The following is a 15850-nucleotide window of genomic DNA, read 5'->3' as shown; positions in this document are numbered from 1 at the left end:
ACCAATAAATAAAGAGGCAGCAATCAATAGACCAATTTCAGCTGGCGTTAGTCCAGCAGCTTGCCCAACAATCAGCGGTACTGCAATGATGCCACCGTACATGGTAAGAACGTGCTGAAAGCCATAGGCAATATTTGCAGCAACGCCCAGATTTTCATCTTCTGGTCGTGCAAAAGTTGGATTAGAGGTGGATTTGGTATCCATAGATAGGTGTGCTCCCTGCATGTTATATTTAAACGTATCTTAACCGACACATCTTGAATGACGTAGAACTATAGCAAATTAAGTTTTACAACGACTGAGATTATGAGCGGCTTGTGCCCTCTCCTAGCCTCAGTACTCAGACACTGAACTCATACATTTCGTACTTATCATCCCAGCTTTGCTTGATACGCTTAGGCGATTTTTATCAAGGATAACATAATGGATGATAATTAGAGCGTGCGTGTGCACTTATCTTGTCCTTCTTCATAACCTTAGCCCATATCGTCAATCGTTATGGATAGGAACGCTGAAGAAATCCGTGATATTACGGTTGACTGATGCAGGAGCATCAAAACCGTCTATTGCCATCATAATCAAATTTCCGCTTTGTGACCACTTTATTGCAGCATTTGATTATTTTGGTTAGGTTCTACAGTGATTAACTTACTTTTAGAATAGCGTGTATTGGTAATAACTGCCAGCGATTTTTTGACCAAATGGTCAGTTTTTATAATAATTCCTGTAGTTATAAGGACTTAGTAGCAAAAAAACTGTATTTTATAGTGCTTAAATCGACTATATTTTATAAAAATTAGCCGTTTTTGCCAAATATATCGGTATAGTAAGGCGAGAATTTTTGCATGACGGGTCTTGAGTGCCTGTCTTATTCACCATTTCTTTAATACGGATGTAACAACAATGTTATCACAACAAGACCAATTGACTGAACTGGTACGTTTGCTTGAAAGTGATCAGCATGTCTTTGCTACAGACCCGCTACTGGTTACTGAAAAGCTGCAGCTAGAGACCGGTACGCCCGTTCAAAAGCTGCATCGGCGTGCGTCACGGATTGATAGCAATGGAGATCTCATTCGTATTTTAGGAAAGATCGATGGGCGCATCAAAGGTATTATGACTGTGATGAGCGTGGTGTGGTGCGTGTCTGGGTTTTTAGGATTGTTTACCTTGTTACAAGCCAATGTGGTGAATTTTTTCTATGTTTTGGTCTGTTTACTTGGTTTTCATACCCTGATGCTGGTCGGTTGGTTATTGATGAGTCTGGTTAACCAAGGTAAGGCGTCGGCAAATTGGTTTGCTAATTTTGTTAGCCCAAATCGTTTAATACGTGGTAAGGATGATGTAACACAAGCGGCGGTAAGCCTATATGAGCAGCAGTTGCATCACAGTGGCATGCGCTGGTATTTGGGCAGGTTTAGCCACCAGCTTTGGCTTGCTACCTTAACCGGTATGTTGTTTGCGATTGTTTTTCTATTGATTGTGCGACAGTACAGTTTTAGCTGGGAATCGACACTGCTCTCGGATCAGGCATTAATTACTTTGACCCATCTGCTTGGCTGGTTACCGAGCATGGTGGGCTTTGATGTGCCCAATGACGCTGCGATTGTGCAGAGTCGATTGGTGACCGCTGCGATGCCACTGTCTGTTGCGCGCCAGTGGGCAGGCTTATTGATTGGTAGTTTACTGATGTATGGCATTGTGCCGCGGGCGCTGGCATGGGTGTTTTGTGCCTTGATGTTCCGCCGCAAAAAAATGCGCCTTGATATAAAACTGCCTTATTATCAAAAAATTGTGGACTTCTGGCAGCGTCAAATCGTGGATAATGACGACTTCGTTGAAGTTGCGGCGCCTGTTGCTCCGCAAGCTCAGGTCAGTAGCGGGAAAAAACTGGTCGCGCTACTTGAGTACCCTGCTCCTGATGGCTGGTGGCAAGTTGGCGTTGATGAGACGTTGAGTACTTTTGGTATCGAAGACTTTGGTATTGTCGATGACCGTGACGATATGGCGCGCTTAACCACGTATCTGAACGAGCACCCAGTACAAGTCTGGCTGGGTATCCATGCGCAAGCTCTCCCTGACCGTGGTACGCTGCGTAAGCTAGATCATATTGCAAGCCATGCCAAACATGGTGTTATCGTACAGTTGCTGCGCCCAGAAAGTGATGCCTCCCAGCCCTCTGCGGCGCAAATGATGCGTCATCAACAATGGCAAACGGCATTGGCAGCACGGAAAATTGGCTTGGTGTCAGCTTAATTTCTTTGTCTAATTTACAGGTTCTATGAGATACAGCCGTATAAATATCTCCTTAAGACGCGGTTATAACGACTATTAATCAGGATAATAAAACAACTATGGACAATAACCATCAAGAGCTTAAGGCGACATCTCAAACGCCGCCTTTACCTGAGCCCAATTTATATAAAGATACAGTGCCTAGAGAACAGGGTTTATCTCACCCTAGCCTGTCTGACGAAACTGTAGATAAGCCACTGGATGTCACCCCAAAATCTGCGCGGGCAAAAACCACCCTTGCCAGTGGTGAGCCGTTAAGATTGGCAGTGGTTGGGCATACCAATACTGGCAAGACCTCTATTTTGCGTACTCTATTACGTGATGGTTATTTTGGTGAGGTAAAAAACGAAGCGGCAACGACTCGTCATGTTGAACGGGCGCAATTAATCGACAGTCAAACCGGTGAGGCATTAGTATCGTTATACGACACACCAGGATTAGAGGACGCCTCTGGTCTGATGGATTGGCTTGAGGACAATACTGCCAGTCGCCGTGATGGTATCGAGCGCTTACAACAGTTTTTGGCGTCTGATAGTGCCGCAGGCAACCAGAATCCTTATGATGAGAATAATAATTACAAGGATAATTTTGGCGATTATAGCCAAGAGGCAAAAGTCATCCGTCAGTTGCTGGCAAGTGACATGGCAATATACGTGGTGGATGCCCGTGAGCCAGTACTGGGTAAATATAAAGACGAGCTGGCTATTTTATCTTGGGCGGCGATTCCAGTCATGCCAGTCTTTAATTTTACTGACAGCCAAGATGCCAATATTGATGCATGGCAGACCATGCTGGCGCGTCGTAACTTGCATATCTCCACGCGCTTTGATTCGGTTGCGTTTGAATTTACCGATGAGATGCGACTTTGGCAAAATCTTGCCACCATGCTCACCCATGCGGAGATGCTTGAACAATTGATGCAACGCCGTACAGCAGATTGGGCGCAGCTTTATGAAGATGCCACCCTCGTTATTGCTGATTTTTTGTTAAATGTCGCCGCTTTTGTGCGTGAAATTAATGAGGATGATGACCCTCTGCCTATTTTGCAGCAAATGCAAGAAGCGGTCAGACAGAGCGAACGCGCGATGCAGCACAATATGATGAACCTTTATAAGTTTTACGACAATGCTGTTGCTGCCACCCCGCTTGAGCTCAAAGCCTACCAGCAAGATCCGTTTGATCCTGAACTGCTCAAGAGTTATGGTATTCGTACCACCTCAGGCGCAGCAGCAGGCGCGTTACTCGGATTAGGCATTGATGCCGCAGCTCTTGGCACTACTTTAGGACTGGGCACTGCTATTGGCGGTATTGCAGGCGGATTATTGTCCAATACGGGTAGTATCGCTGACAAACTATCAGGGGTGAAGCGATTGTATATCGACCCTGCAACCTTAACGTTGCTAGCAACGCGAGCACTGGATTTGCTTAATGCGCTACGTCACCGTGGACACGCGGCAACGGATGCCACGCAACTGCTTTATCATGGCGATGCATCAATTGATGACAGTAATGAGGATAAGAATAGTAATGCGACGACGCCATGGGCAACTCATAAGTTACCCAGTGAGCTTAAAAAAGCGCGTGGTAAGCCGCAGTGGTCGTCACTCAGTAGCGGTAAGTCTGACCAGGCTCAAAGTCTGCGTACCGATACCGCATGGTCGCTTGCGCATAAATTGCAGATAGCAGACCGTTAAAAGGCTTAACTGCTTAACTGCACTGCTTAACTGCTTACATCGCTTAACTAAATAACTTGCTTAGCGCCTCAGTGCCCCGAATGTCTGTTTGCTGAAGATAAACAGGATAGATAGGATAATTGCTGAAACTGTGTGTAATATCGTTCATTAACTGCTGTTGTCTATCAGCGCGTTGTTGCCAAAATGGGTCGGTTTGTGTGGGTTTAATCAGCTGATTTACCACGATTGCCGCAGGCGTCAGCTTAGCTTCTTCTAATTGTGAGATGGCGCGCGCTGTTTCTGCCAATGGCAACACGTCAGCGGTCATAACTAAGACAATTGCCGTCTGCGTGCGATCATGCAATAGTGCCCCTGCTTGTCTGAATAGTACTTTACGCTGCTCTAGTACAGATACTGCTTGCTCCCACCGATCCGGCTGATGTTTTCCAAATGGATTAATAATATCTTTTTCATGACTGTCTAAATGCGTGGCAACCGAGCGCAACTTAGCTTGTCGCCGCTGCTGCGCTAATAACCCATCCGTCCATGCGCCCATCATCTCAGGCAATACCAATAAGCGCAACGTATGTCCAGTCGGTGCCGTATCAAAGATTATATGCGCATAACCGGCATCCGCTGCTGTCACCAAATGCTGACACATCGACTCAAGCATGGCAGCTTCTTGAGCCCCAGGTGCAGACTTTGATAGTCGCAAATGCTCACGTATTTTCGGCATCATATCAGGATTAGCATAGCCTGTAATGGTACGCTCAACTTGGGCAAAGTGCCTATTGACGATAATTTCAGGATTGAGCTCTAATGCATCCAGATACGGATTAATAGCGGTTTTTTCATGGTGTAATGTTGTGTTGAATACGTCACCTAAACTGTGTGCAGGGTCAGTTGAGACAATCAGCGTTTTTTTGCCTTGATTGGCATGATAGCTGGCAAGTGCCGCTGCCGTAGTGGTCTTGCCCACGCCACCCTTACCGCCAATAAAGATAATCGGTTGCGTAGCCAGCTGGGAGACCAATACATCGATAGAACATAGCGCCATATCTTTTTCCTAATATTTTTATTGCTATTGCCACCTTAAGTAAATATACCTAACAGCACCCTACGTGGTCAAATGGGCATCTATCCATCCCCATCCGCGTATGCCAGTCATGAAAGTTCTCTAATAGTAATGGCTGTAATTCAAGCGTATAAAAACTAGCCGGATTATCAATACCCAAACTTTCTGCAAACATTAATAGCATGAAAAAGTCTTCTTCATCACGTGCTGCCCGTGCCATTGTCTGCCGGTAAGGGGCATGATAAAACTCATGTAATCCCGCCAAAAACCGTTCCCAAAGCGGCTCTATTTTATGATTATCCGCATCTTGCCTCTCATGATTTTGCATCATTTGTTCTCATTTTATATTTTTTGATTCTGATTTTTGGTGCTGATAAAAAACGCCAGCAATTGCCAGCGTTTGAATATTTATTGATTAAAAAATCACGATCGTTAGTTGTTATTCAACGCTATTATTACCTTTATATAACGACCATTCACGGCGTAATACCGAAAAACTCTCAAAAGTCACTAAAATGGTAGCAATCAAGATAATGATGTCCATAATAATAAGCAACCAATTACCGTCAATATAAAAGGTTTTGAGCTGAATCAATAACGCAAATACAGTCATCACCAGCAAGAACGATAATGGCGCTAAGGTATACCAGACCGGTTTGCCTTTACGCAATAGGATAACCGTAACAACCATCAAGGTTAATGCTGCCATTAATTGGTTTGTCGTACCAAATAGCGGCCAGATAATCATACCACCTTCGCCGCCAATACCACCGGCACCAAATGCAAGCAATAAACAACTTCCTACTGCTAATAATGTGGCAACGCCACCTTTGGTTAAAGCTGGCAGGTTATAAAACTCACCAAACTCTTGGAAGATATAGCGCTGCAAGCGCACGCCTGTATCCATGGTCGTACCAGCAAATAATGCTGCCATGACCGTAAGCATGGTTTGTGACAGTACCATATCAATACCAACGCCTGCATTTAATATCGTAGCCCCGCCATCAATAAAGGCACCAATGGAGCCATCGCCAAACTTCTGGTAGACCGCCTGCCAATCGCCAAGGGTCGCAAAACCTGCCGTTGCCGCCAAGATTGCTCCAAGTGCCAACATCCCTTCGCCAAGTGCGCCAAAGTAGCCGACAAAACGCGCGTCTTCTTCTTTGTCAATCTGTTTAGACGTTGTACCCGTTGCAACCAAACCATGGAATCCTGAAATCGCGCCACAAGCAATGGTTACAAACAATAGCGGCAGAATAGACGGAGTATCGATTGGTAAGTCAGTATTGATTGCAGGCGCGACGATATTGGGTGATGAGATAAAAATAGCCGCGTATAATAAAATTAAACCAACAAACAGCTGCAAGCCATTAATATAATCACGCGGTTGTAGCAACATCCATACGGGCAATAATGACGCTACCGCAGCATAAGCAAATAAAATAATAATCCAAACTGCATTATCAGGCAGCCCAAAGACCGTTTCAGGTAACACTATAGGGAACATAGGACCCAAATAAATCAGTCCGTATAATGCCCCCACCCCAATAATAGATACCCAAACCAGATTCATATGATAACGATAAATACACTGCCCAATAATAAAGGCAACCACCAATGCCCCCCACACAGGCAATACAGCAGACGGCGTTTTGATCATCATATTGGCAATAGCAACCCCAAATACGGCATTGACCATTAGCAATAATAAAAAGATAACCACCATCATCAAACTGCGGACACGCGTACCCATAACCGTACCAGCGATTGAGCCAATAGACTGTCCGCGATTACGCATACTTGCCCATATCGCAGACATATCATGAACGCCCGCCATTAATATCGTGCCAAATACCACCCAAAGAACCGCCGGTAGCCAGCCCCAAATAACAGCAATCGCAGGACCAATGATTGGCGCAGCGCCAGCAACCGATGTAAAATGATGTCCCCATAATACATACTTATTGGTCGGCACATAATCCACCCCATCTTTCATCGTATGGGCTGGCGTGGGTCGGCTATTATCCAAAGCCAAAATTTTGGTCGCAATAAATTTTGAATAAAAAACATATCCTAAAATCATTGCACCAACACCAAGTAATAATATAATAGCGCTGTTCATCTTCTCTCTCCTTAGATTTCGTCAAGGTGCTTATTCAGCGCACTCTTATCCCTATTTCTTCTTAATAACTCTTGCTACTTTTTAGGATACATAGCGTTAATAATAATGGTACAAACCGTTAAACAAGTACTATGAATTGTAATCTATTTAACATAAAATGTAACTTTATATATCAAATAAGCATCCTCCTAGTATCCTTTTACGAGCTAAAGAAAAATTAAGCAGCTGGCTATTATTCATACTATATAAACGATGATAAGTAGATCAGTAAGCACTTAAATCGTTAAACATCGTGCTACAATCAACTTTATTAGCACTAAGAAACCAAAGTATTGAACAGCAAAAAGCTGACCGCTTTTTATAACCAATGACATATAAATATTGGTTCAACACTCCACCACTAAAATGATTCAGCCATCTGATAAGAGATGCCTGTTATTTTGATAAATTAATAATACATAGTGATAAAAAAGGTTTTTTAATGGCATATTATTTTGGTTTTTTACCATCAGATAAATTAAATCAGATGATTGATGAAGCACAACAGCTTATCGCGTCAAATTCCACAGAAGATTATTACCCGTATCGCAATGCATTAACGCAGCAAATTGCCCGCGAGCTAAATGATAATTTACTGGTCAGCTTAATAGACGTCATTCCCAACCCGGAACGCAAAGCTGCCATGCAAAAAATTATAGTTACTATCGAGCGCACAACAGAGACGTTATTAAATGTGTTATTAGGCAAAGATAGTAATGAAGATATTCTGCCAAGTTTTGACTTTTTAAAGAATCAAAGTATATTTATCGATAAAAAAGGTATGCGCCGAGTAGGATTTAAATTATCAGAACCGATTGCACAGACGATTAACGATGGCTTTGCAGCCATTACACCTGAGACAGTGGACAGAGACAAATTTAAAACTGCGCTCGAAACCATGACGGATGCATCGTTGCATCATTTCATGACTCGATTTACGGAAACGCTGAAACTTGGCATGATTAAACGCAAATCTGTCCCCGTTGCCAAAGTTGCAATTGATAAAGGCATGAGTATGGCGCTAAATAAGCTCCTACCACAGTTACCCGATGCCGGTCTAAACCGTCTCGCCATTTTTTATCGTCCTTATTTACTACAAATGGATGATTAATTTTACCGCTATATGCAGGTTGTATTGGGCAAATGCGCTAGAATTTGCTAGAATAAGCGGCACTTTTCATCGAAGGCGCAATCCATGACCCAAATCAGCAATCAAGAAATTGAAAAAACTCTGCGCAACTCAGAGTGTATTATTAGTAGCATTGAAGTTGCTGCTGCCTATGAACGCCTTGCTGCTCAGCTGAATCTACACTATGTTGGTCTCAACCCTATTGTAATGGTTGTTATGAATGGTGGTCTTATCCCAGCCGGTCAACTACTCACTCACCTCACCTTTTATCACCGTATGCACTATATTCATGCATCACGCTATCGTGATAACGAAGGTACTAATGAGCTCGATTGGAAGTTTAAGCCTGATGTCAATATCAAAGGTGAGCACGTATTGCTAATTGATGATATCTTTGATGAAGGTATTACTTTAAAGGCCATCGTTGAAGAGCTTGGTAAAGAAAAGCCAGCATCGCTTGAAACTTGCGTATTGCTTAATAAAGAGCACAATCGTAAAGTTAAAGATTTTAATGTTGATTTTGTAGGTATCAACGTTGCTGATCGTTATGTTTACGGTTGTGGTATGGACTTTCATGGCTACTTGCGTCATTTACCTGGTATCTATGCTATTAAAGAAGACAAAATGTAGTCAGTACTTTGTCGAATTTATAACACAATAAAAAAGCACCCAGTGGGTGCTTTTTTATTGCTTTTTGATGAGCATAATCAATACTAATTAAACTGTAATGCTAAACCCGTATGGCGCTCAGTCGGTGTCTGGACGGCTTTTTCAAAAGCATGTTTTGTACTATAGATAGAAATCTGCTTTTTAGCACGGGTTATCGCTGTATAAATGAGCTCTTTACTCAGTAACCTTGCGTGACTATTGTCAAAAGTAATAGCGACATGATCAAACTCAGACCCTTGAGACTTGTGAATGGTCATCGCATATGCTGTGGCGATTACCTCTTCATTTAGTAGATTGACGTTAATCCCCTGCGCTTTATTCTCAAAAAACACTTCAAGTCTGCTTCCTTCATCTTCTGTTTGGAGGCAAAAACCGATATCACCATTAAACAATCCAAGCTCATAGTTATTTTGTAGAACCATAACGGGACGACCATGGAACCATGTGTTTTGACCTAGCGGTAGTTTTAGCTCAGTAAGATGCCATTGAGTGATATGGTTGTTAATGTAGTGATCACCCCACTCGCCGTTATGACCAGCACTTAGAATTCTAAATTTATTAAAAGCGTTCATTAAAGAACTAATAGTGTCTTTTGTTAACTTTGGCATGGATTTTTCTATCCGATTCTCTTGTAGTGATTTAATCTTATTTATGTACGAATAATAGTTTAAAGTGAGGTTTGAAATAATTTTATAACTACTTAGGCTATTTTGCATCTTATTATCTATAACTGTTTCTGGATGCAAGGTATTTACATATTGAAAATTTAGGGCTTCATCCTGTTTTAATAATTGCCAAATAGCTTGAGTATCTGCCTGTGCTTTATTAATTTGATTGGCTAGCTTACCAATACCTGAATCGGCGCTGAATCGGCGGCTCTCTGTTAGCTCTACATGTATAGGCTGTAGCAATGGGATGCGGCATAAGTCAGCCAATACTGCCCCTGCATCTACCGCTGCCAACTGGTTGGCATCCCCTAATAATATAAGCCTTGCGCCTGGTTTTACGGCACTTACAAGGTAATTAGCTAATTCAACCCCTAGCATAGATGCTTCATCAACAATGATAATATCTTCACCGAGTGGATTATTTGCATTATAACGAGGTCTGCCCGTTCGACCGATGCCTAATAAGCGGTGAATGGTTTTGGCTTCTTGCAGCTGTAGCTGCACATCTGCTGCATCCAGAGCCGCTTGTAAGGACTCCTGCATTCGCTGTGCAGCTTTACCGGTTGGTGCTGCCAATGCTAGGCTAGCACTATCAGTACTAAATCTAATTTTCCCATGCTCTCCACCGCCACTCTCTGCAGCTTGTTGCAGCGCAATCACTAACTGAGCAACAGTATAGGTCTTTCCTGTGCCTGGACCACCAGTAATAATGCTAAAGGCATTGTTATTAGCGACATTAATTGCTTTTACCTGCTGCTCATTTAAATTTTCGGGCATTAATATTTCTAGAGGCTTGATTTTTTGATTTAAAATACTACTAACTCGCTGCGCTAAGTTAAACTCTGCTTGCCAAGCTCGATGTAACCAAAAAGTGATTATCATATTTTGTTTATCAGCCTCTTGATTATTAATAAGCTGATAAACAATAGGTTGATTATTTTTGCTTAGGCTATTTTTACTGTCGTTAGAATTAGCGTCAGCGAACAAAGTATGCTCATCGATTAACTCAGAAAAAGACGTTAAGTTGGTATTTCTCAATAACTGGTAAAATGATACAACCGCATCAAATCTCTTAACCAATATCTCTTTTTCATTATTACTCAGTGCTAATTGCGCCCATAGCTGATCTCGCTTGTAGAACATGATGTCTAGCAGGATAAATAATGATAACCTAGCTGTAGAGTCATCCTCTTGCTGGGTATCTATTTGAGTTTCAATCAGTGCTAAGATTGGCGTTGCTAGCATCTCTAGTAATTGCTGCTGCCAAGCATATAGTGTGACTGACTCACCATTGATTTTACCTTGTAGTGGACGTTCATCCTCGTCTGCCTCAATGGTTAAAACGGTATGCCCCTCTTCTAAATGAGTGGCCAACATAACGAATAAAGCAATAAATAAGCCTTTTTCTTCAGTTTTATCGACTTGCTTGCTGTCCATATTATCCGCTACGTCAGTTACGTTATACACTACATGTGTTTGCTGACGGCGCAGCAAAATATAATCGCTGATATTACTAGCCCAGCTTTCTTGTAAGCTCACTGCCGCGCTGCTTTTATTGTTGTTATTACTCATAGTGCACTTGTCTCTATTGTTATCAAGTTAATCGCTATCATGGTTACATGGTTATTTTTCATTTAAGTCGTTATTTATAGCCTACTAATTTGGTATGCCGAATAATGCATCTAGAGCCTTAATGAACTCAATTGGAATATCCCAAGTAACTAATCCATAGCGATCGTTGTGCATTGAATTGCTATTATCAGCCTCTTTAACATTTTGCGATAAGTCAACAGCTGCTTGAGAGTCTGAATCATACACGCCCCGCAAAAAGACATATTCAACAGCGCCAAGATACTTACCTTCATTACCTACATAATCACTAATCCTCATCGCAAGGAAGCGATGTAATGCTACTTGATAAATTGCTGCCTGTAGCCAATATCCTGCTTTGGACATCGCTTGCTTAAGTGTATTTTCATCATAATTACTTAGGCTATTTCCCAAAAAATTACTTTTGTAATCGACAACGTAATACTTGCCAGCATGTTCATATACCAAATCAATTTCACCACGCAGATAACGATACAGATGCGCTTTGTTTTGTGGAATAAGATTGACGTGTTTGTCAGCCTCATCAGGTAGATACTGCTGAAAGAGTTTATTAATATCTTGTGCGTTAAAGCGCTCTGATAATCCCATATTAAACTCTAATTCAGCAAATCGCTGACTTGCATCGATAGATTGTAAGGGCTGATTGGATGCCAATAACGGCGCCTGTAGCACCTCTTCGATCCAGCCAATCAATGCTTGATGTTTGGTAGCATCTATTGAGTCTAAATCAATTTGATGGATATCTTCTTTATTCTTTGATTGTAATAATCGGCTTTGCTGTTCAGCGCTACTGTAGACCAGAGGCAACTGATAACTACTAACCGCTCTATCAATCACCTGAGACCACTGCAATTTATTATTGAAATCAATTTTTTCAAATATCTCATGCAAAAACGTACCTGCATTGGCACCTTTGACAAAAGTAAAACGGATATCATCCTCTGATTTGAAGCTCAACTCACTGACTGGTTCCAGAGAATCTTTACTAGTGAACGATACTGCCGACTCTGTTATATCAATATCTAAAGCATCATCCATACGTTCATCTATCACAGCCAGCGCCTGTGTAGATTCATCTAGCTGACGGGCTAAAGCCGTAAAACTGGTCTTAGCCCAACCATAAAAATAATTTGTTTTCATGACCTCTGAAAACGCAGCATATTCGATATTCTCAGTTATGGGCTTAACAGTGGTAAGCGTTTGGTTGCCCTCTAAGCCTATTGCATTAGCATCTTTACTGCCATGATAACCGTTATAAAAATCATTAACATGATGCGCTCGAATCATCCCTATAGTGCCTTTAAGCCTATCAGGCAAATCAAACTTTGGTTCTGGTGAGTCAAACCAATAGAAAACTGGCTTTGAGTCAAACCCCGTCTTGTCTTTGGGGTCTCGTAGCACCACATATAGCTGCTCACTGGCACGAGTAAATGCCACATAGCCAAGCCTGCGCAGCTCATCAAAGCCTTCTTTCGTCTCGATTTCGGTATAATAATCTTCTGTGGTGGCAGAGCCTTTTACAGGTGAGAAGCGGCGCTGATTTCCCGTTGATTGGCTTTCTATCGATTGCTGTACTAGCATCGAAGGAGCTTGTTGCGCGTTATATAAATACAAGCCATAGTCTTCTTTATTGCCTGACTTTCTACTGGCATCACCCATGCCCAATACATAAACAATAGGAAACTCAAGCCCTTTGGACTTGTGAATGGTCATAAGCTGCACGCCAGATTCTGTCGGTAGCGGATATTGCTTAGCCCAATCGCTATTGGGAGCAGCCTCTATATTCTGTCTAAACCACGCCAATAGTTCGTGCTCACCCATGCCGATGCCATACTGCGCCAAGACATCCATCATATGACGCAAATCCATAATATGCCGATCGCCCTCTGGATGCGACGCTAAGGCTTGCCAAACGCCTTGCGGCTGTACGGGATTTTTATCTAATAAGTAATGCAGTGCCGATAAGACACCAAAGTGCTGCCAATTTTGAGCACCTTGTTTTAGATAAGTAATAAAGCCTTGATAGCTCTTTTTATTATCAATCGCTTTCGTGCTAGCACTACTCAAGCTACTACTCTCGGTAACTCCTGACTCATGGTCCTTCATCATGGCTTTGACGTCTTTGATACTCAGACCATACAGATGGCTAGTCAATACCCGATTAATCATGTCATGACGATATGGGTATAACATGGCGCTCAGCAGCGCCGCCACATCTTCTGCCATGATGGTTTCAAAGATACTGTCATCACTGGTGGTTAAAGTTGGGACATTAAGCTTAACGAGCTCGTCTTCAACCCGTTTTAAGTCTTTTTTAGTACGCGCCAACACACCGATATCACTAGGCTGAATAGGTTTACCTTTTAAAGTCTGACCACTACTGAGTAAGGTTACAATATGACGCGCTGTGATTTCATGCTCATCGTACTCAAGCTCCTTATCTCTGTCATAAGGTAGGTGCAATAGGCTCACTGGTTGGGCAGAAAGCACTTCTGTAACCAACACGTTGTCCAGCCTATCTGACTTATTAAACCAAGACAGCTCATATTCCGGTTTTGCCGCTTTGATATGCTGATAATAAATACTGCTACCTAACTGTGCCAGTTTATTCTCAACAGTAGTTGTATCAGCCATGCCAAACCAGCAATTTAATGCATCAATCATACCGGCATTTGAGCGGCGATTAATATCAAGCGTCCAAAGGCTGCTTTTCTCAAACTGGGCTTTCATATAGTTATAGTTGGAAACATCACCGCCACGAAATCCATAAATGGCCTGCTTTGGATCACCAACCAACAGTAAGAACTCATGACTGTCTTTATTAGTGGCTGATCGTTTACGTTTGCTTTTCGGCAAATAGATGCTTTCAATCATAATGGCTTGCTCGCCATTGATGTCTTGCGACTCATCAATCAGAGCGACCGGATAATGGTGGCGAATATAACGTGCCAGCTTCTCTCCTTGCCTACCGGTCAACGCTTGATTTAAGCGTACCATCTGTAAACTAAAGGTAGTCTCACCGCGCTCTTCTAAGACGACTGGCAATCTATTACGCACCGCCAGCACGATATGACGATTAAGATTGGCTAAGATAGCTGTGATGTACTCATCGAGCTTTTTACTTTCTTCGATATACCGTTTGAAATCACGAACGACCTGTAACTCGTTAAATATTAAATTAAGTCTTTCACCATCTTTTGGCTTATAGAACTGCTTGCCTATATCATCAGTTTTCTGAAAAGCCTGTATTAACTTTCCTGTATAATTTTTTGAGTCTGATATAAACTTATACGCAGCCGGGCCAGAATTTTTTAATGTTTGGATGATTTTTGGCCAAGAATCTCTGTTGTTTAGTAACTGACCTTTTGGAACCTCATAATACTTGCCGTCAGGCTTAAAAAAAGCATCAAGCTCATCGCTGCGTTCAAAGATACTACTAATAAGCCGCTCATAGCCCTCAAAAGAAAAATTGCTGACTACAACCTCATCAATCGGCGCTGAAATAAAGTTAAGCGAGCGCGTCACATATTTTTTATGATCGCTAACTGCAGTCAGTTTGCCTTGCTGATCCATTAGCGCATATAGCTTAGGCTGCTCATGATACAGTCTGCTTTGGAATTCCCGCAGCTCATCATGAATAATACTGTCAGTCACCTGCTCAATACTACTATCTTCAATAATGGCCATACCTTGCTGATGACCGGTCTCGCTACTGTATTCAATCAACCACTTTTGCGCCAAACTGTCGAGTGTACCTACAAACAGTTTGTCCAACGTGGTTAGCACTAACGCAGTGCGTCTTATAGCCTCCACCATGGGATAGCTGTGCACATGGTCAAGCAAAAACCCAATTAAATGCAAATTAATGGGGTCTTCCATAAGGCCATCTAAGCGGGCGTATTTAGCCTGCTCTACTAACCAGTCTTCACGCTCTTTTTTTACCTGTGCACACTTTGTAGCAGCAGCCTGCTTATCAGAGGCAAGGTCTTGATTGAATGCATCAGCGCCTATATCAGTATTTAAATCCGTACTTAATCCTTTGCTCTCTTGTTTGTTCTTGCCACTATCAGGCGTTACCTGTAGTACATCAGGATACAAGGCATCTTTATTATTTAGTTCAGCACTTAGGCTATTAACCCACTGCAATAATTGATAAAAATCTACCAAACGGTCGTGAATACGCTGACGCATCTCAGCTGCAGCAGCTCTAGTAAAGGTCGTAGCAATGATTTGCTCTGGCGCACGCCGTGCTTCAATCAGCAGCCGTAGCATAATGCCAGTCAATGTCCAAGTTTTGCCAGTACCAGCTGATGCTTCGATCAGATGCCGACCTCTCAACTCAACATCAACCGCCGGTATCACATCAGCCTTTTTCTCAATCATAGTGTCACTCACATCCTCAACTTCAAGCGTACTATTCGGCTTATCGAATGAGTTATGTGACTCATCTAGGTAGTCATCAAATAAGTAGGGCTTTATAGATATATCAACTATATCGCTTGTATCAGTAAAATCAGTCATAGGAGCCTACACTTTTTATTATTATCTATGAAATTAATCGGCTAAAAA

General features: G+C 42.3%; 10 protein-coding genes. 4 read left to right on the top strand and 6 right to left on the bottom strand.

Translation table 11 applies throughout. The features are described 5' to 3' along the window. On the bottom strand, positions 1–204 hold a 204-nt coding region (locus AAEY78_RS11495; protein ID WP_352339482.1), incomplete at its 3' end, for a solute carrier family 23 protein. 699 nt (positions 205–903) lie between these two features. Between AAEY78_RS11495 and AAEY78_RS11490 the strand changes: the two genes are divergently transcribed. Further along, a complete protein-coding gene (locus AAEY78_RS11490) occupies positions 904–2256 on the top strand; it encodes a DUF2868 domain-containing protein (protein ID WP_352339481.1) in 1353 nt (450 codons plus the stop codon). A gap of 98 nt (positions 2257–2354) precedes the next feature. Next, positions 2355–3989: a DUF3482 domain-containing protein gene (locus tag AAEY78_RS11485; RefSeq protein ID WP_352339480.1), complete on the top strand. Its 1635-nt coding sequence runs from the start codon at positions 2355–2357 to the stop codon at positions 3987–3989. Between the two features lie 43 nt (positions 3990–4032). On the opposite strand, the gene AAEY78_RS11480 is transcribed toward AAEY78_RS11485, so the two are convergent. From AAEY78_RS11480 to AAEY78_RS11470, 3 genes are all read right to left on the bottom strand, one after another. Beyond that, positions 4033–5025, bottom strand: a complete 993-nt coding sequence (locus AAEY78_RS11480; protein WP_352339479.1) for an ArsA family ATPase — start codon at positions 5023–5025, stop codon at positions 4033–4035. A gap of 49 nt (positions 5026–5074) precedes the next feature. After that, entirely contained in the window at positions 5075–5374 is a 300-nt protein-coding gene (locus AAEY78_RS11475; RefSeq protein WP_352339478.1) for a cory-CC-star protein, read from the bottom strand. Positions 5375–5482: 108 nt separating this feature from the next. Next, positions 5483–7165 carry a carbon starvation CstA family protein gene (locus tag AAEY78_RS11470; RefSeq protein ID WP_352339477.1) on the bottom strand — a complete coding sequence of 561 codons (1683 nt, stop codon included), beginning with the start codon at positions 7163–7165 and terminating at the stop codon, positions 5483–5485. 481 nt (positions 7166–7646) lie between these two features. Between AAEY78_RS11470 and AAEY78_RS11465 the strand changes: the two genes are divergently transcribed. Then, positions 7647–8315, top strand: coding sequence for a hypothetical protein (locus tag AAEY78_RS11465; RefSeq protein WP_352339476.1), 669 nt, complete (start codon positions 7647–7649; stop codon positions 8313–8315). An 84-nt stretch (positions 8316–8399) separates the two neighbouring features. Continuing rightward, on the top strand, positions 8400–8963 hold the full coding sequence (locus AAEY78_RS11460) for a hypoxanthine-guanine phosphoribosyltransferase (protein WP_352339475.1): 564 nt from the start codon (positions 8400–8402) through the stop codon (positions 8961–8963). A gap of 83 nt (positions 8964–9046) precedes the next feature. On the opposite strand, the gene recD is transcribed toward AAEY78_RS11460, so the two are convergent. Together recD and AAEY78_RS11450 are read right to left on the bottom strand one after the other, a co-directional pair. Then, positions 9047–11242, bottom strand: a complete 2196-nt coding sequence (recD, locus tag AAEY78_RS11455; RefSeq protein ID WP_352339474.1) for an exodeoxyribonuclease V subunit alpha — start codon at positions 11240–11242, stop codon at positions 9047–9049. 84 nt (positions 11243–11326) lie between these two features. Continuing rightward, positions 11327–15802, bottom strand: a complete 4476-nt coding sequence (locus tag AAEY78_RS11450; protein ID WP_352339473.1) for a UvrD-helicase domain-containing protein — start codon at positions 15800–15802, stop codon at positions 11327–11329. Positions 15803–15850 lie beyond the last annotated feature (48 nt).

The sequence above is a fragment of the Psychrobacter sp. 16-MNA-CIBAN-0192 genome (genome assembly GCF_040309565.1).
In the GTDB taxonomy this organism is placed as follows: Bacteria; Pseudomonadota; Gammaproteobacteria; order Pseudomonadales; family Moraxellaceae; genus Psychrobacter.
The sequence above is the reverse complement of the archived record's forward strand: the minus strand, read 5'-3'. Positions and strand labels throughout refer to the sequence as shown.

What these genes read in the sequence shown, in the direction of transcription:
- AAEY78_RS11485 (WP_352339480.1), top strand. Translation starts at nt 2,355, where the DNA reads ATGGACAATAACCATCAAGAGCTTAAGGCGACATCTCAAACGCCGCCT.
- AAEY78_RS11470 (WP_352339477.1), bottom strand. Translation starts at nt 7,165, where the DNA reads ATGAACAGCGCTATTATATTATTACTTGGTGTTGGTGCAATGATTTTA.
- AAEY78_RS11490 (WP_352339481.1), top strand. Translation starts at nt 904, where the DNA reads ATGTTATCACAACAAGACCAATTGACTGAACTGGTACGTTTGCTTGAA.
- AAEY78_RS11460 (WP_352339475.1), top strand. Translation starts at nt 8,400, where the DNA reads ATGACCCAAATCAGCAATCAAGAAATTGAAAAAACTCTGCGCAACTCA.
- AAEY78_RS11450 (WP_352339473.1), bottom strand. Translation starts at nt 15,802, where the DNA reads ATGACTGATTTTACTGATACAAGCGATATAGTTGATATATCTATAAAG.
- recD (WP_352339474.1), bottom strand. Translation starts at nt 11,242, where the DNA reads ATGAGTAATAACAACAATAAAAGCAGCGCGGCAGTGAGCTTACAAGAA.
- AAEY78_RS11465 (WP_352339476.1), top strand. Translation starts at nt 7,647, where the DNA reads ATGGCATATTATTTTGGTTTTTTACCATCAGATAAATTAAATCAGATG.
- AAEY78_RS11475 (WP_352339478.1), bottom strand. Translation starts at nt 5,374, where the DNA reads ATGATGCAAAATCATGAGAGGCAAGATGCGGATAATCATAAAATAGAG.
- AAEY78_RS11480 (WP_352339479.1), bottom strand. Translation starts at nt 5,025, where the DNA reads ATGGCGCTATGTTCTATCGATGTATTGGTCTCCCAGCTGGCTACGCAA.